Raw genomic sequence first — 15,038 nt, 5'->3', positions numbered from 1 at the left:
CGCCGACCAGGCTCAGATCAGGTCGGGGTAGATCCAACGGACCAGCAGGTCGACCAGCCACGGATAGGCGCTCAGCGCCACCGCCAGGGTGGCCAGCCACAACTCGCGCGCCACCGGCCCACGTCCCCGCGCCACCACCGTCAGCAGCCACGCCACGAGCAGTCCGGCGGCCAGGGCGGCCGGCCAGAGCACCAGTCCGAGCACGGCCAGCCCGATCGCGGACCGGGTCAGCAGCACCGGCACCGGGGCTGGCCCGGCCACCACCGCGGGCACCTCCGGCGAGCCGGTCAGCTCCCAGAACGCCACCCGGGCCTCGGCAAGCTCGGCCGCCACCCGCTGCCTCCTCGTCAACCTCCGGATCGTCCAACCCGGTGCCGGCCAGCCGACCGGCGCCCCGACCCCGTACGGGGACGGCGGGACCGGTAGCTCGGGTGGCAGGTCGACCAGGCGCAACTGAGACCGTTGGACCCGACGCGCGACGCCGGCCGTCGACCGACCGTGTGCCCGACCGACCGCCCTCGCCGCCCGGCCACGACCGCCCAGGGTGGCAAACGTGGCGGCCTCGGCTCCCGTCGCCAGGGCGGCACCACCCGCACCGAGCCGATCGGCGAGCGCGGCCGCGTCAGCGCGCCGGAACCGGACCAACCAGTGGATCGAGGCGGCGGCGGGAATGCCGATCACCAGCAGGTAGCCGGTGAAACCCGAGAATCCCGGCAGGCCGTCGAGCGCCTCGGTGACCGTGACAGCCACCGGCGAGTTCACCGCGGCATGCGTCAACCAGGCCAGCGCCGAGGCGCCGACCAGCACCGCCACCCGCCGCGTCCGGGTCCGGTCGGTGCGCACCACGAAGTACGCGACCCCGGCGCCCGCCACCGCGGTGAAGAGCGGATGACCCACCGCGCCGGGAAGGGCGAACCGGAGCGCGAGCATCCGTAACGCCGCGCCGACGTGGTCGGGCAACGTCTCGTCGGCGGCGATGACGGCGTAACCGAGGTCCTCGACGGCGGCGAAGCCGACACCGATCACCGCACCGTAGACCGCCCCGGCGAAGACCGTACGCAGATGGGGGCGGGCGGCCAGGAACAGGAACACCACCCCGGCGACCTTGGCCAGTTCCTCGGCCGGCGGGGCGACCACCGCCGCACCCCAGACACTGGCGAAGTCCGGCGTGAAGAGCCGTCCGAGCAGGTTGTCGATCGTGTAGCCGGCACCACCGCCGACGCCGACCGAGACCGTGGCACCCCAGAGCAATGCCAGCGCCACCAGCCACCAGGGTCGGTGGCCGAGCCGGTCGAGCCACCGGATCAGCACCAACCACCCGATCGCGTACGCGGCCACGAGCGGGAGGCTCACCAGCGCCGACCGGGGCGCGGTCAGGCCGACGAACACTCCGGCCAGCAGCAGGAGCGCGCCGGTGCTGCCGGTGACCGCGAGCAGCAGCCAGAAGCTCGGCGTACGGACCGCCGACCACGGGCGGCTCACGAGGCGTCCGGTTCGACCGCGATGCTGGTCACCGCCGCCCAGACCGGTTCCGGCAGCTCGGCGCAGCTCTCCGCCGGAGTCGCCAGCACCACCACGCCGACCAGGTGCCCGGTGAAGACCGCGTAGCAGCCGGGCCGGACGTCGTCCGCGACACCGCGCAGCGAACCGCGCTCGCCGGAGAGCCCCGAGGTGGTGCGGACCCGCTCCGGCGCGCCCGCCGGCAGCAGCCCGTCGTTCCGGTCGAGCTTGTGCCGGGCGTGCGCGACGTACGGCTCGACCGGGCCGGTCACCTGCTGGGCGGTGACCCGGAGGCGTACCGTGTCGGCCTGGAACGTGACGGCCCCGCTGCCCGGTCGCGAGTCACCGAGGTCCAGTCGCGCCCCGGTCGGTGGCACGATCGTGGCGCCGAACCCGATGTCCAGCCGATCGGCCGGCAGTGGCGGGCCCTCCTGCGGCAGCGGCAGGGCGACCAGCGCGGGCACCCCGACCAACGCACCCAGACCGGCGAGCAGCAGCAGCGCGGCACCGGCGTTTTTCCAGCCCGTCAGGCCCACGGCACCCCTCGTCGTACGTCCGCTGCCGGTCGCGGTCCGGGCATCGGACGTACGCGCGCGGCGTGATCCGCCCACGTTACCGATCGCCGTCAATCCCGATCCGCGGCCGAAACCGACTCGATCGACCATCTTCTCTGCCATGGTCGCCGTCGCCCCGCCCGGAACTGCGGCTGGCCCTGTTGACAGGCAGGTTTTGCTTGAGTGGTGACGGTCTATTACCAGGACGACACCGTACGGGTCACGTCCGAGTCGGTGTACGCGGGCGGCCACCGGGTCCCGGTCGCCGAGCTGACGTACGTCTGGCACACCCGCGGCCGTGGCTCGCTGCGCTCCCGCTCCCGGCTCCTCGGACGCGGTGCGCTGATCTTCCTGCTCTCGGTCCCGCCGCTGGTGGCGATGGTCTGTGTGCTCTCCCTGGTGTACGCGGCCCAGGATCGCGGCAACTGGCCGCTCGCCGCGACCATCCTCGGGGTCTGCGTGGTGGTCGCGCTGGCGCTGACCCCGTTCCTGGAGCTTCCGCTGGGCTGGTTGGACCGTTCCTACGACCGGGGCTCCGGCGTGTACGAGCTGTGGGTACAACGCCAGGGCCAGGAACTGATGCTGTTGCAGATCGCCGACGCGATGCGGTTCGGCCAGATCTACCGTGCCGTGCAGCGCGCGGTGGAGCAGCACGGCGGCGACGCTCGCTGAACCGTCGCGCGGTGGCCGATCACCCGTCGGGCGGCTTTGGCCGGCGCGACGCACAATTGCGGCATGCCGCTCCCCCTCCCCGGCCCCGCCGCCCTCGTCGCACTCACCAGGACCGCCGTCGGCCAGACCGCCGGCGCCGTGACCACGCTCGCGGGCGTGCCGGCCCGCGCCTTCGACCTGGTTGACGCCGCCGAGACCCTGGTACGCCGAATCTCCACGGTGCTGGACCGGGTCGAGAACGCCCTCGACCGGGTCGAGTCCACACTGGACCGCACGGACCAGGCCGTCACCCGGGCGGAGCAGACCATCGACGAGGTCCGCTCGGTCACCGCCCGCACGGCCGCCCCGATCGAGGAGGTCACCCGGATCACGACCGCCGCCGGACTGCTGGTCGCCGAGGCGAAGTCGGTGACGGACCGGGCAGCCGCCACCGTGTCCCGGGCCGAGGGGACCATGACCACCGTCGACGAGTTGCTCGCCGCGTACGCGGGCACGCTGCGCAAGGGCGCGCCGATGGCGAGCCGGTTCGTCGACCAGCTCACCCCCGAGGAGGTGGACGCGGCGATCCGGCTGGTCGACGAGTTGCCCCGGCTTACCGGACACCTCACCTCCGACGTACTGCCGATCCTGGCGACCCTGGACCGGGTCGGACCGGACATCCACGACCTGCTCAACGTCACCCGCGACCTGAAGCTCGCCATCGCCGGCATCCCGGGGCTGGCGATGCTGCGCCGACGGGGCGAGGGTCGTACGTCCGACGAATGATGCCGTCCGGAAGCTGTTGCCGGCCGACGAGTGACGCCGGCCGCTGGCGCGGGTTCGGTCAGCGGACGTAGTCGCCGAGCGGGGCGGGCGTCAGGCCGGCTGCGTGGATGGCGTCGAGCGCGGCGATGAAGTCGTCCACGAACCGCTCACGGAAGTGCATCAAGATGATGTCGCCGGGGTGGATCCGGTGCTCACCCTGGTAGCGGACCTTGCCCTTGTCCACCGACTCGGTCCAGAAGAACGCCGCCTTCATCCCGCAGTCCCGGCTCGCCCGAAGCGTGGTGGCGTCCTTCTCGCCGAACGGGGGCCGGAACAGGACGGGACGGCGTCCGTACAGTCTGCCGAGTTCGTCGGCGGACCCGCAGATCTCGCGACGCTGGGCCTGGTACGACCGACCGCGCAGCAACGGGTGGCTGATGGTGTGCGCCTCGATCGCCACGTTCGGCGCGGCGAGTTGAAGCTGACGGAAGTAGTCGGGGTCGTCCCGGATCGCGTTGACGGTGAGGAAGAGCGTCACCGGCACCCGGGCGTCGGCGAGCAGTTGACGCGCCTCGGGTCGCTTGACCCAGCCGTCGTCAATGGTGATGAACGCCACCGGCTGGGTGGTCGGGATGCGGCTGTACCAGCCCGCCGCCGGACCACCCGGTACGCTCACCGGCTCCGCTGCCGGCGGCGCCGGAAAACGCGGCACCCGGGCCGCGTACGGTCCGCTCGGGGTGCGTTCGGCGGTTGGGTGCGGGTCGAGGGCGGGCGCCGGTGCCGGCGCGGCGACCCGGGCCAGTCGGGCGACCGCCCGGCCACCGCCGAGGATCGGCCCGGAGAGGGTGAGCAGCAACGCCACCACCAGCGCGACCGGTACGGCCACCCGCCACGCCCTCGGCCTCGGCAAACGCGCCAGCCACGTCGATTTCCACTGTGGAACACTCCGGCTCGACGCGCCGTTGCGTCCGCCTTCTTCGCTCACGTCGGGTGAGCGTAGACCACCCCGGCCGACCAACGGCCCAGCGGCCCGATGTCCCTGTCCGGTGGTCCCGAAGCCCGATGTCCCCGTCCGGTGGTCCGGCGTCTGGTCCGTCGTCCGTCGCTGGCCGACCCGCGACGCTAGGCCACGGCGGCACCGGGGCGGCGGAGGTCGTCGATCTCGACCACCTCCCGCCCGAGCGGCCAGAACGCCGCCGGCACGAGCTTGAAGTTGGCGATCCCGAACGGGATGCCGATGATCGTCACACAGAGCGCAACCCCGGTGACCACGTGCATCAGCGCCAGCCACCAGCCGGCGAAAACCACCCAGAGTACGTTCGCCAGTCCGGACCCGATCCCGGCGCCCGGCTTCGGCACGAGGGTGCGGCCGAACGGCCAGAGCGAGTAGTAGGCCAACCGGAGCGACGCTACCCCGAACGGAATCGTGACGATGAGGACGAAGCAGATCAGCGCCGCGATGCCGTACCCGATCGCGAGCACGATGCCGCTGCCGAAGATCAGCCAGAGCAGATTGAGGATGAACCGCACCATGTCCCCATAGTGCCCACCGCGTACAAGCGGTGTGGTCAGTTCCCGGCAGCGGTGGCGTAGAGGGCGTCGATCTCGTCCCGACGGGGCAGGGACGCGGAGGCACCGACGTGCCGGGCGCAGGCCGCCCCGGCGGCACACGCCCAGCGCACGGCGTCGACCAGTTCACGCCCCTCGCCCCAGGCCACCGCGAGCGCGCCGGTGAACGCGTCACCGGCCCCGGTCGAGTCGACCGCCTCGATCGGGAAGGCCGGGATCTGCGCGGTGGTGCCGTCCCGGTCGCCGTACCAGGCGCCTCCCGCGCCGAGGGTCAGAACCGCCCGGGGTACGGAGTCCAGCAGCGCCCCCGGATCCTCCCGCCCGACCCCGCTGACCGCCCGCGCCTCCCCCTCGTTGACCACGAGCAGGTCGACCAGTTCGAGCAGTTCGGCCGGCAGCTCGCGGGCCGGGGCGGCGTTCAACACCACCCGGGTTCCGGCGGCCCGTGCGGCACGGGCCGCTTCGAGCACCGTTTCGAGCGGGATCTCCAGTTGTGTCACCAGCACGTCCGCCCGGCGTACGGCGGAGAGCTCGGGCTCGGTCAGCCCGGTGAACGCGGCGTTCGCGCCCGGCGCGACCACGACCGTGTTCTCCCCGACCGCGTCGACCGTGACGACGGCGACACCGGAGGCGCCGTACACCACCCGCAGTTGCCCGGTGTCGACGCCGGATGCGGAAATCCGGGCCTTGAGCGTCACACCGAACGAGTCCGAGCCGATCGCGCCCAGGAACACCCCGGATGCCCCGGCCCTGGTGGCGGCGATCGCCTGGTTGGCACCCTTGCCACCGGGCACCATCACAAAATCGGTGCCGAGCACCGTCTGACCGGCCGCCGGCAGCACCGGCGTCATCGCGACCAGATCCATGTTGGCGCTGCCCACGACAACGACCCGGGGTCGACTCATCGGCACCTCCTCCTGGTCGAACCTGGTCCCCTGCTGGTCGAGCCGCTGGTCGAGCCGCCGGTCCGACACGAACCATGATTCTAGAGGCGGCGGTCGGAGCCGTTTTCTGGCAGGCTGCCGAGGATGGGAGACAGGTCAATCGGGGTCATGTACCGCTGCGACAGCCCGCCGGAGCAGCTTCCGGCGTACGCCCGACTGGTGGAGCGGCTCGGCTACGACGAGTTGTGGGTGGTCGAGGACTGCTTCTTCACGGGTGCGGTCTCGGCTGCCGCGATCGCCGCCTCGGTCACCGAGACGCTGAAGATCGGGATCGGCATCCTGCCGGCCGCGTTCCGCAACCCGGCCCTGGCCGCGATGGAGCTGACCAACCTGGAACGTGTCTTCCCCGGCCGGATCCTGCCGGGCTTCGGGCACGGCATGCCCGACTGGGTGCGCCAGGTCGGCGCCCACCACCCGTCACCGCTGGCGGTGCTCGGCGAGACGGTCAGCGCGGTACGCGCCCTGCTGGCTGGCGAGACCGTCACGGTCGACGGTCAGTACGCGAAGCTCGACGGGGTGAAACTGGAGTTCCCGCCGGCCGAGCCGCCCGTGATCTCGACCGGCGTACGCGGCGCGAAGTCGCTGCGGCTCTCCGGACGGGTGGCCGACGGCACCATCCTGGCCGAGTGCGCGAGCCCGGCGTACCTGCGCTGGGCCCGGGAGCAGATCGACGCCGGCCGGGCCGACGCCGGGCGTACCGACCCGCACCGGCTCACCGTCTACGCGTTCCTCGACTTCGACGAGGGGCGGCAGGACGCCCGTCGCGCCGTCGCCGGCCGGCTCGTCGGCGGGCCGCCGCTCTCCCCCGCCGACGACGACCTGGCCGACGAGATCGCCGCCCTGGTCTCCGCCCACCCCGAGGTGGACAAGCTCGCCGAGGCGCTACCGGAGCACTACCTCGACCGCTTCGCGGTATCCGGTACGCCCGAACAGTGTGCCGCCTCGGCGACCGCGCTCGCCGAGGCCGGCGCCGACTCCGTGGTCTTTGTTCCCCCGAACGACCCCCAACTGGCCGTCACCCAGATCACCCTGGCCGCCACCGACCTCCTCCCCCGCCTACGGGGATAACACCACCCACCCGTCCGAGCCCGAGCCACCCCCACCCGAGGGGTTGGGGTGGTTAGGGGAGGTCGGTGATCAGGAAATTGGGCAGGGCCAGGTCGGCGGCCGAGGTGAGAGGGAAGGTGCCGCCCAGCGTTTCCGGTGTCCAGCCGGCGATCAGGGCGTACCGGATCATCGCCGTCACGTCCTCGGCGACCGGATAGGGGTACGCCTCGGAGTCGGACCGTGGCGTCGACCCGGGTCGCGTCACGAGGTCGGCCTGTAGTGCGCGGCCGTTCTTGCCAGCGCCCCCAGACCCGAACCCGGATGTAGCGCAGGCTCCGTCCGCCGGGGCGGTGAGCAGACCCGATGTCGGCCTTCCAGGTGAACTCTCGCCCGTCGACGTGCAGCTTGCGCAGCCGTGATCTCACCCGTCAATGCTCGCAGTCCGGTCGAGGGACCGAGCCCGGACCGGGCGCTAGCAGCAGGGGCTAGCCGCGCTCGAACGAGGTGGACCGGACACCAGCCAGGAAGGCGGTCCACCCGGCGCCCGAGTAGACGAGAACATGACCGGAGGGGTGATGACTGTGCCGTACGGCCACCCGCCCACTGCCATCCAGGATCGGCCCCGCCTCGACACAGTTGCCACTGCCGTTGCCACTCCGGCTACTGATGTGCCAGGCCACGGCCGGCAGCTTGACCGCGGTCAGCCAGGGTCCTGCCACCATTTCGCTCACTCCAAGCGTCGTTCCAGCTCCGACAGGAACGCGAGTGCGGCTTGCTCTCGCAGTGCCACGTTGCGCAGCCGATCGTACGCCCGAACGAGGCGCTCGGCCTTATCGCCTTCCACCACCAAAGTTCCAGCGGCGGTGGCTACGCACGCGGCCGAGGGGTAGGGCTGAGCCATCCGGAAGACATCGAAGGGTCCGTCCGGGCTCGCGTGAGCACCCGCCGCAGCCGGCAACACCATGATCTCTACGTGCTGGTGCCCCGCCAGCTCACGCAGGCGACTGAGCTGCGCCCGCATCACCTCCGGTCCGCCGACCGCGCGATGCAGGGCACCTTCATCGAGGATCGCCGAGAATTTGAGACCGGCACCGACATCCAGGCGACGCTGTCGCTCGATCCGCAGCTCGACGAAGCGAGCAACCTGCGCCGTCGACGCCTCGATGTCGGCAGCGCTGATCAGCGCGTGCGCGTACTCCCGTGTCTGCAAGAGCCCAGGGATAACACCCATCTGGAACGAGTAGATCGCTGTAGCGCGGCTTTCCAGCCATACCCAGTCGATCAGCGAGCCCACAACGTCCGCGCTGAAGCCATCCCACCAGCCCTTCTGCCAGGCATCTTTGGCCATCGTGGTCAGGTCGGTTCGACGCCTCGGGTCGTCCACACCACAAATGTCGAGGTACGCGAGAACCTCCGGCACCCGAGCCGCCACGACACCCGACTCCAAGCGACTGACAGTGGACGCATTACGAGTGATGTAGTCACCAACATCCTTGAGCGTGAGCCCTGCCGTCTCCCGCATCTCACGGAGTTGCTGACCGAGCCACTGCGCTCGCAACGTCGATGCCTGTTCCCTCGCCATCGCCCCTCCACCTCTGATCCCGACCGCAAGAACAGCATGTTCCAGAATCGGGCACAGCGCAAGCTTGCGAATCCTTGAATATCTGTGCATGCTGACGGTAAGCAACGGTCACGTTGAGTGATCAACTCGAAGTAAGAGAACGGGCCGGGGTGGGTGTCGGTTTGGCGGCCACTCCCATCCCCGGCCCGCGACGAGTCGAAGGGAAGCAATCAATGGACCGCGTCCCGGGGAACGACTCCCCTTGTGTCTACCACCCACGCTCCGACGAACACAGCCCCACCTCGCCGTGGCGTTCCGTAGCAGGTGGACGCCCCTGTCCTCGTCCCGTCGACCCGGTGGTGCGCTGACCCGACAGCGCACCACCGGCTGAGCCGGGTCGGGCGTACGGCAGCAGTCGTACGGCAATGCGGCGTCCGGACACGGCAACCTGCTGCCGTGCCGGTGGTGCCGTACGCCCGACCCCGCCCAACGGGAGGGGCAGCCGATGACCGTCTACCGATCGAACAGTCAACTCTGGCGGGACGACGCGGATGCCGACGCGGCCCGCGACATCCTCGCCGCTCACGTACCCGTCGAGGAGACCGGGCTCTGCGCGGTCTGCCTGGTCACGGGGCCGTGCCCACCGGCCAACGCAGCCGCGAACCGGCTTGTCGAGCTTGGCCGACCGTTGGTGCCACCGCACGTTCCCAGGCGCAAACGTCGACCCTGGACCGACTGGCTCAGCCCGCACCGTCGCGCAGCGCCGCACCCGGCGCCGCTGCTCACCTTCGGCTGGCAACTCCGGCTCGACCCGCTCGCCGTCGATCGACGCGTGTCGGGAGCGACTTCGTGAGGAACAGTCGGCTACCGGCCGTACGGGTCGGCGACATCATTGAAGTGGACCAGGGGCACTACTGCTACGGCCTGGGCAAGCTCCTGCTCGAAGTGATCGAGATCGGGCACCGCGAACGTCACACCGACGGCCTCTGGCTCAATCTTCGCGGCACCGAGTTACGTCCCGCCGACCGGGCCCGGCTGCGCCAACGTCGCGTACTCGTCCGGCTCGACGCGGTCCGGATCCGACCGGGCTCCCTGCTGCGTCGACACCGATCCCCGACAGCCGGCCGCAACCGCTCGCCCATCGGAGCGCTGGAGCTGCCGCCGATCATCCACATCCCGACGCCACCCGAGTGGACCTGCGCGAACTGTGGCGAGGACTGGCCGTGCCCGACCCGTCGGGCCGCGATGCTCAAGAGGTACGCCGACGACCGGCGCCTGCTCTACTTCTATCTCGCCGACTGTCTCAGCGAGGCGTGCCACGATCTCGCCCACGTCCCGCCGCACGAACTGTACGCCCGCTTCATCGGCTGGGCCCGTCGCTGACCCGAGTACGACGGAGATCCACGCCACGCAATCCGTCCGGACGCCCGCCCTGAGCACAGGTACGAGCGCGTGAATCAAGAGTGCCGTGCCAGCACGAGTGCCGAGGCGAACAGCGAATGGTGGCTGTTCCACCCTGTGACTCGCCGAGCGAGACAGGGTGGAACAGGGCGGGACAGGGTGGAACAGGGCGGGACAGGGTGGAACAGCCACCGATGGGAACGGGTAGGTCAGCCGGTGGGGAAGTCGTCGGCGGTGCGGACTCGGTCGCGTACCCAGACACCGGCGGGCTTGAGGACGCCGGTGCCGGCGTACGAGGTGCCGTTGCAGGTGCCGGTGTTGAAGACCGCGCCGGAGCGGAAGTCGTCGGAGAAGTTCCAGTTCACCCAGCTTATTTTCTTGCTCGCCATCAGGTCGAGGTACGCCTGCGCCTGGGTGAAGTTGTTCGCGCCGTCACCGGAGGCGGTCTGGGTGCCGAACTCGGTGACGAACATCGGAATCCGGTCGGCGGCCCGGGACAGCGCGTTGAGGTAGGAGCTGCCGTGCGAGGCGGCGTAGAAGTGGAAGGTGTACATGATGTTGGTGGCGTTGACCGGGTTGTTGATCACCTCGGTCTCACTGGCGCCGTCGGAGAGGCCGAGCGAGGACCAGGCTCGGGTGCCGACCAGCACCACCCCGTCGGGGTCCTGCGCGCGGATCACCGGGATGATCTGCTCGGCGTACGACTTGATGCTCGACCAGCCGACGCCGTTCGGCTCGTTCGCCACCTCGTACAGGATGTTGGTCTTGTCCTTGTGCCGGCTGGCGATCTCGGTGAAGAAGGTGCGGGCCCGGCTGAGGTTGACGTTCGGGTCGCCCGGGGTGAGCATGTGCCAGTCGACGATGGCGTACATGCCGCGCGCGGTGGCGCGCTCGATGAAGTCGTGCACCCGGTCGGTGAAGCCGCGCGGGTCGGTCTCGTAGCCGCCCTCCTGGATGTACATCGAGATGCGCAGCACGTCGGCCCGCCAGTCGTTGGCGAGCGCGTCGAGCGAGTTGTTGTTGACGCACTGGGCGTACCACTGGATGCCGTGGGTGCTCATGCCGCGCAACTGGATCGGCTGGCCGTACCGGTTGCAGAGCTTGGTGCCGCAGACCCGGAGCTGGCCGTTGATCGCCGCCGGGGTGCTCCCGCCGCCGCCACCGCCGGGGGCGGTGGTCGCGCTGACCTGGTTGCTCGCCGCCGAGACGTTGCCGGCCGCGTCCCTGGCCCGGACCGTGAAGGTGTACGCGGTGGCCGCGTTGAGCCCGCCGACGGTGCCGCTGGTGCCGGTGACGGTGGTGGCGAGCGTGCCGCCCCGGTAGATCTCGTAGCCGGTCACGGCGGTGTTGTCGGTGGACGCGTTCCAGGCCAGCGAGACGCTGTTCGAGCTGACCGAGGTGCTGCGCAGGTTGCCCGGCACGCTCGGTGCCTGGGTATCGCCGCCACCACCGCCACCGGAACAGGAGGCGCCGTTGACCGTGCAGTTGGCCGGGGTGGCGGTGCCGGAGACGGTGAATCCGAAGGTGGTGCTGGCGCCCGCGCCGAGCGTGCCGTTCCAGGACTGGTTGACGAAGCTGTGCCGGTTGCCGGAGTTGGTCCGGGTCGCGTCCCAGGAGCTGCCGATGGTGGAGCCCGAGGCGAGGTCGAATTCGACCCGCCAGCCGTTGATCGTGCTGGACGTGTTGTTGCGGACGGTGAACAGCGCCTCGTAGCCGCTGCCCCAGTCCTGGGTCTTGGTGAAGCTGGCGGTCGCCGCGTACGCGCTCGGCGCGACCAGCACGGCGGACGCCACGGCCAACGCGGTGGCGGACACCAGCGTCACCAGCCGACGGACTCTGTTCATCCTGTTCCCCTGACGGTCGAATCGATATGACGATGCGCGTCGATGGAGGAACATTAAATTCAGTTAACAGTTACGTCAAGATGACGACACTTGTCCGGATTGCCGGCGCCCGCCGATGCAGTACGGGTCAGGCGGCGCGGGCGGCGAAGCGGTCGCCGACCCGTTCCACGGTGAGCGCCACCCCGAAGGTACGGGTCAGGTTGTCACCGGTGATCGTCTCGCCGAGCGGGCCCTGCGCCACCACCCCGCCCTCGCGCAGCAGCAGCGCGTGGGTGAAGCCCGGCGGGATCTCCTCGACGTGATGGGTGATCAGGACCAGCGCCGGGGCGTCGGGGTCCCGGGCCAGCGCGGCCAGCCGGGTGACCAGGTCCTCCCGCCCACCCAGGTCGAGCCCGGCCGCCGGCTCGTCGAGCAGCAGCAGCTCCGGGTCGGTCATCAGGGCACGGGCGATCTGCACCCGCTTGCGCTCGCCCTCGGAGAGGGTGCCGTACCGCCGGTCGGCCAGTCCGGCCACGCCGAACTGCTCCAGCAGGGCACGCGCCCGCGACTCGTCCATCGCGTCGTAGCTCTCCCGCCAGCGCCCGACCACGGACCAGGCGGCGGTCAGCACGACGTCGCGGACCGGCTCGTCGGACGGGATGCGCTCGGCCAGACCGGCCGTGGTCAGGCCGATCCGGGTACGCAACTCGGCCAGGTCGGTACGGCCGATCCGCTCGCCGAGGACCCGTACCGATCCGTTGGTCGGGTGGGAGCGACCGCCGGCCAGGTTGAGCAGTGTCGTCTTGCCCGCGCCGTTCGGGCCGAGCACCACCCAGCGCTCGTCCGACTCCACCCGCCAGCTCAGGTCACGCAGCAGGTGCGTGCCGGTGCGGACCACGTTCACCCCGGCGAGGGCGATCACCAGGTCGTCGTCGGCGGGGTCGCGCGTCGGGTCGGCGGCAGCCGTACCGGAGAGGTTCTGGACCAGGTCAGTAGGCACCCGTCCATCCAACCACGCACGTGTCGCGGCCCCCCACGGGCGCCGCCCTCCCCGTAGGGTGGTGCGCCGTGTCATTGATCACGCCGAGGACTCGGGAGATCCACATGAGGGAACGCGACGGGGCGGTCGAGTGAGCGCGGTCATCGAGATAGAGGGCCTGCGCAAGACGTTCCGGCAGAACCGCCAGCAGCCACGGGTCGCGTTGAACGGCTTCGACATGCTGGTCGAGACGGGTCAGGTGCACGGTTTCCTCGGCCCCAACGGCTCCGGCAAGACCACCACCCTGCGTACGCTGCTCGGCCTCGTCCGGGCCGACGCCGGTCGGATGCTGGTGCTCGGCGAACCGGCCCCCGACCGGCTGCCGGCGGTCGCGCCCCGGTTCGGCGCGATCGTGGAGAGCCCGCAGTTCTTCGGCAACTTCACCGCCCGGCGCACCCTCCGACTGCTCGCCACCGCCGGTGACGTGCCGCTGTCCCGGGTGGACGAGGTGCTGGAACGGGTCGGCCTGCGGGACCGCTCGGAGGATCGGGTGAAGGGTTACTCGCTCGGCATGAAGCAGCGGCTCGCCGTCGCCTCGGCCCTGCTCAAGAACCCGGAACTGCTGATCCTCGACGAACCGGCGAACGGGCTGGACCCGGCCGGGATCCGGGAGATGCGCGACCTGATGCGGGATCTCGCCGCCGCCGGGGTCACCGTGCTGGTCTCCAGTCACATCCTGGCCGAGATCGAACTGATCTGCGACCACGTGACCATCATCAGCCGGGGACGCCGGGTCACCGCCGGGCCGGTCGAGGCGGTGCTGGCCGGCTTCGACCGGGGCGAATACCGGGTACGGGTCGACGACCAGGGACGCGCCGCCGCGCTGATCGAGGCGGCCGGCCACGACCTGGTCGTGCACGCCGACCACCTGGTGGTCGGTCGGGTGTCCGACCCGGCCGCGCTCACCAGGGTGCTGGGCGAGCAGGACCTCTGGGTACGCGAGCTGACCCCGCTCACCCCGGACCTGGAGAGCGTCTTCCTCGAACTGACCGGCACCGTGCCGCACCCCGGCATCCCACACCAGCTCGACGACTCGGTCCTACCCCGCACACCGCGGCTGGACCATGACGAGCCGGAGGCGGACATCGAACTGGGCCGGGTGGTCCCCGCGTCGGCCGCGCCAACATCCGAGGCCGCGTTCGAGGACGTGGCGGCCAGCACCGACGAGGGGACGAAGGCGTGAATCTGGTCCAGGCCGAATTCGAGCGGCTGACCGCCCGGCGCTTCGTCCAGCTCATGCTGGCGCTGCTGGTCGCGGCGTTCGTCGTGACCGTCGCGACCACGATCGCCGGCTCGCACCGGCCCACCTCGGCCGAGATCTCCCGGGCCGAGGCGGAGGTCCAGCGTGAGATAGCCGCCGACCAGCGCCGGCTGCGTGAGTGCCGGGAGGCGTTCGGTCCGGACGCCCCGGACGAGGAGTGGCGCAAGTACCCGGCCGACTGCGACGCGCTGGTACGGCGGCAGCCCCAGATCCACGACTACCTGGCCGGGGTGTTCGTCTTCGAACAACAGGTGCCCGGACTGGTCTACTTCCTGATCACGTTCCTGGCGCTCTTCGGCTTCCTGGTCGGCGCGTCGTACATCGGGGCCGACCTGAACTCCGGCGGGATGGTCAACCTGCTGCTCTGGCGACCGCAGCGGCTGACCGTACTCGGCACCAAGCTGGGTGCCCTGCTCGGTGGCGTACTCGGGGTGTCGGTGGTGGCGTCAGTGCTCTTCGTCGGCGCGTTCTGGCTGGTGGCCGAGGTACGAGGATTCAGCGGCAACGTCGACGTGGACTTCTGGAGCGAACTCCTGCCGACCGTCGTCCGGGGCTGGGTCCTCACCCTGATGGTGAGCGCGATCGGTTTTGCCATCGCCGTGCTGGGCCGGCACACCGCCGCCGCGCTCGGTGCGGTCGCGGCGTACGCGGTGATCTGGGAGGCCGGTGGACGGATCGTGATGGAGATCGTCGACACGTCGCGCCCCGACATCTGGATGCTCTCCACCTACGTCGGCGCCTGGCTGCTCGGCCAGATCCACCTCAGCGCCCGGGACGCGGTCTGCGCCCCCACCAACTTCGGCTACTGCGAGCGGGTGCCGTACGTGTTGGGCTGGCCGATCGGGCTGGTCGTCCTGTCCCTCGTGGTCGCCGCGTTCGTGGTCGGGGCGTTCGCCGCCTTCCGCCGACGCGACCTCATCTGA

Annotated in this window: 17 protein-coding genes; 7 read left to right on the top strand and 10 right to left on the bottom strand. The window is 70.7% G+C overall.

Annotated elements, in window-relative coordinates; all coding sequences use genetic code 11:
• Nucleotides 1-12 precede the first annotated feature (12 nt).
• On the bottom strand, nucleotides 13-1,482 hold the full coding sequence (locus tag ACI2K4_RS06925; protein ID WP_404509418.1) for a PrsW family intramembrane metalloprotease: 1,470 nt from the start codon (nucleotides 1,480-1,482) through the stop codon (nucleotides 13-15).
• Complete coding sequence (locus tag ACI2K4_RS06920; protein ID WP_404509417.1) at nucleotides 1,479-2,036, bottom strand: hypothetical protein; 558 nt, start codon at nucleotides 2,034-2,036, stop codon at nucleotides 1,479-1,481. Before ACI2K4_RS06920 ends, ACI2K4_RS06925 begins: the two co-directional genes overlap by 4 nt.
• 204 nt (nucleotides 2,037-2,240) lie before the next feature.
• On the opposite strand from ACI2K4_RS06920, the gene ACI2K4_RS06915 reads away from it, so the two are divergent.
• Nucleotides 2,241-2,726 carry a DUF6232 family protein gene (locus ACI2K4_RS06915; RefSeq protein ID WP_404510283.1) on the top strand — a complete coding sequence of 162 codons (486 nt, stop codon included), beginning with the start codon at nucleotides 2,241-2,243 and terminating at the stop codon, nucleotides 2,724-2,726.
• Nucleotides 2,727-2,789: 63 nt separating this feature from the next.
• The gene (locus tag ACI2K4_RS06910; RefSeq protein ID WP_404509416.1) at nucleotides 2,790-3,491 is read left to right on the top strand and encodes a hypothetical protein; all 702 of its coding nucleotides are present in this window, start codon (nucleotides 2,790-2,792) and stop codon (nucleotides 3,489-3,491) included.
• A gap of 58 nt (nucleotides 3,492-3,549) precedes the next feature.
• Here the strand turns inward: ACI2K4_RS06910 and ACI2K4_RS06905 are convergent, their stop codons facing one another.
• The 3 genes from ACI2K4_RS06905 to ACI2K4_RS06895 all read right to left on the bottom strand — a co-directional run bounded on the left by ACI2K4_RS06905 (nucleotide 3,550) and on the right by ACI2K4_RS06895 (nucleotide 5,944).
• Complete coding sequence (locus ACI2K4_RS06905) at nucleotides 3,550-4,356, bottom strand: polysaccharide deacetylase family protein (protein ID WP_404509415.1); 807 nt, start codon at nucleotides 4,354-4,356, stop codon at nucleotides 3,550-3,552.
• 236 nt (nucleotides 4,357-4,592) lie between these two features.
• Nucleotides 4,593-5,003: a YccF domain-containing protein gene (locus ACI2K4_RS06900; RefSeq protein ID WP_404509413.1), complete on the bottom strand. Its 411-nt coding sequence runs from the start codon at nucleotides 5,001-5,003 to the stop codon at nucleotides 4,593-4,595.
• 35 nt (nucleotides 5,004-5,038) lie between these two features.
• Nucleotides 5,039-5,944 (bottom strand): ribokinase, encoded by a 906-nt coding sequence (locus ACI2K4_RS06895; protein ID WP_404510282.1) that lies wholly within the window; start codon nucleotides 5,942-5,944, stop codon nucleotides 5,039-5,041.
• A gap of 123 nt (nucleotides 5,945-6,067) precedes the next feature.
• Between ACI2K4_RS06895 and ACI2K4_RS06890 the strand changes: the two genes are divergently transcribed.
• Nucleotides 6,068-7,051, top strand: a complete 984-nt coding sequence (locus ACI2K4_RS06890; protein WP_404509412.1) for an LLM class flavin-dependent oxidoreductase — start codon at nucleotides 6,068-6,070, stop codon at nucleotides 7,049-7,051.
• A 52-nt stretch (nucleotides 7,052-7,103) separates the two neighbouring features.
• Here the strand turns inward: ACI2K4_RS06890 and ACI2K4_RS06885 are convergent, their stop codons facing one another.
• The 3 genes from ACI2K4_RS06885 to ACI2K4_RS06875 all read right to left on the bottom strand — a co-directional run bounded on the left by ACI2K4_RS06885 (nucleotide 7,104) and on the right by ACI2K4_RS06875 (nucleotide 8,612).
• Complete coding sequence (locus ACI2K4_RS06885) at nucleotides 7,104-7,295, bottom strand: hypothetical protein (RefSeq protein WP_404509411.1); 192 nt, start codon at nucleotides 7,293-7,295, stop codon at nucleotides 7,104-7,106.
• 220 nt (nucleotides 7,296-7,515) lie between these two features.
• On the bottom strand, nucleotides 7,516-7,752 hold the full coding sequence (locus ACI2K4_RS06880; protein ID WP_404509409.1) for a DUF397 domain-containing protein: 237 nt from the start codon (nucleotides 7,750-7,752) through the stop codon (nucleotides 7,516-7,518).
• A 5-nt stretch (nucleotides 7,753-7,757) separates the two neighbouring features.
• Complete coding sequence (locus ACI2K4_RS06875) at nucleotides 7,758-8,612, bottom strand: helix-turn-helix domain-containing protein (RefSeq protein ID WP_404509407.1); 855 nt, start codon at nucleotides 8,610-8,612, stop codon at nucleotides 7,758-7,760.
• A 484-nt stretch (nucleotides 8,613-9,096) separates the two neighbouring features.
• Here ACI2K4_RS06875 and ACI2K4_RS06870 point away from each other — a divergent pair, with 484 nt between their 5' ends.
• Both ACI2K4_RS06870 and ACI2K4_RS06865 read left to right on the top strand, forming a co-directional pair.
• Entirely contained in the window at nucleotides 9,097-9,444 is a 348-nt protein-coding gene (locus ACI2K4_RS06870) for a hypothetical protein (RefSeq protein ID WP_404509406.1), read from the top strand.
• A complete protein-coding gene (locus tag ACI2K4_RS06865; protein WP_404509405.1) occupies nucleotides 9,441-9,974 on the top strand; it encodes a hypothetical protein in 534 nt (177 codons plus the stop codon). Before ACI2K4_RS06870 ends, ACI2K4_RS06865 begins: the two co-directional genes overlap by 4 nt.
• A 227-nt stretch (nucleotides 9,975-10,201) precedes the next feature.
• Here ACI2K4_RS06865 and ACI2K4_RS06860 read toward each other — a convergent pair whose 3' ends face one another.
• Both ACI2K4_RS06860 and ACI2K4_RS06855 read right to left on the bottom strand, forming a co-directional pair.
• Nucleotides 10,202-11,836, bottom strand: coding sequence for a cellulase family glycosylhydrolase (locus tag ACI2K4_RS06860; protein ID WP_404509404.1), 1,635 nt, complete (start codon nucleotides 11,834-11,836; stop codon nucleotides 10,202-10,204).
• A gap of 127 nt (nucleotides 11,837-11,963) precedes the next feature.
• Complete coding sequence (locus ACI2K4_RS06855) at nucleotides 11,964-12,890, bottom strand: ABC transporter ATP-binding protein (protein ID WP_404509402.1); 927 nt, start codon at nucleotides 12,888-12,890, stop codon at nucleotides 11,964-11,966.
• A gap of 55 nt (nucleotides 12,891-12,945) precedes the next feature.
• Here ACI2K4_RS06855 and ACI2K4_RS06850 point away from each other — a divergent pair, with 55 nt between their 5' ends.
• Both ACI2K4_RS06850 and ACI2K4_RS06845 read left to right on the top strand, forming a co-directional pair.
• Nucleotides 12,946-14,037 carry an ATP-binding cassette domain-containing protein gene (locus ACI2K4_RS06850; protein ID WP_404509401.1) on the top strand — a complete coding sequence of 364 codons (1,092 nt, stop codon included), beginning with the start codon at nucleotides 12,946-12,948 and terminating at the stop codon, nucleotides 14,035-14,037.
• Nucleotides 14,034-15,038, top strand: a complete 1,005-nt coding sequence (locus ACI2K4_RS06845) for an ABC transporter permease (protein ID WP_404509399.1) — start codon at nucleotides 14,034-14,036, stop codon at nucleotides 15,036-15,038. Before ACI2K4_RS06850 ends, ACI2K4_RS06845 begins: the two co-directional genes overlap by 4 nt.

It is taken from the genome of Micromonospora sp. NPDC050397, from assembly GCF_044901685.1.
Classification (GTDB): Bacteria; Actinomycetota; Actinomycetes; order Mycobacteriales; family Micromonosporaceae; genus Micromonospora_G.
Note: the sequence above shows the minus strand (reverse complement) of the source record. Positions and strands in the feature narration are given on the sequence as shown.

Excerpts from the sequence above, each read along its gene's own strand:
- ACI2K4_RS06910 (WP_404509416.1), top strand. The coding sequence starts at position 2,790 with ATGCCGCTCCCCCTCCCCGGCCCCGCCGCCCTCGTCGCACTCACCAGG.
- ACI2K4_RS06900 (WP_404509413.1), bottom strand. The coding sequence starts at position 5,003 with ATGGTGCGGTTCATCCTCAATCTGCTCTGGCTGATCTTCGGCAGCGGC.
- ACI2K4_RS06895 (WP_404510282.1), bottom strand. The coding sequence starts at position 5,944 with ATGAGTCGACCCCGGGTCGTTGTCGTGGGCAGCGCCAACATGGATCTG.
- ACI2K4_RS06890 (WP_404509412.1), top strand. The coding sequence starts at position 6,068 with ATGGGAGACAGGTCAATCGGGGTCATGTACCGCTGCGACAGCCCGCCG.
- ACI2K4_RS06880 (WP_404509409.1), bottom strand. The coding sequence starts at position 7,752 with ATGGTGGCAGGACCCTGGCTGACCGCGGTCAAGCTGCCGGCCGTGGCC.
- ACI2K4_RS06875 (WP_404509407.1), bottom strand. The coding sequence starts at position 8,612 with ATGGCGAGGGAACAGGCATCGACGTTGCGAGCGCAGTGGCTCGGTCAG.
- ACI2K4_RS06870 (WP_404509406.1), top strand. The coding sequence starts at position 9,097 with ATGACCGTCTACCGATCGAACAGTCAACTCTGGCGGGACGACGCGGAT.
- ACI2K4_RS06860 (WP_404509404.1), bottom strand. The coding sequence starts at position 11,836 with ATGAACAGAGTCCGTCGGCTGGTGACGCTGGTGTCCGCCACCGCGTTG.
- ACI2K4_RS06855 (WP_404509402.1), bottom strand. The coding sequence starts at position 12,890 with ATGACACGGCGCACCACCCTACGGGGAGGGCGGCGCCCGTGGGGGGCC.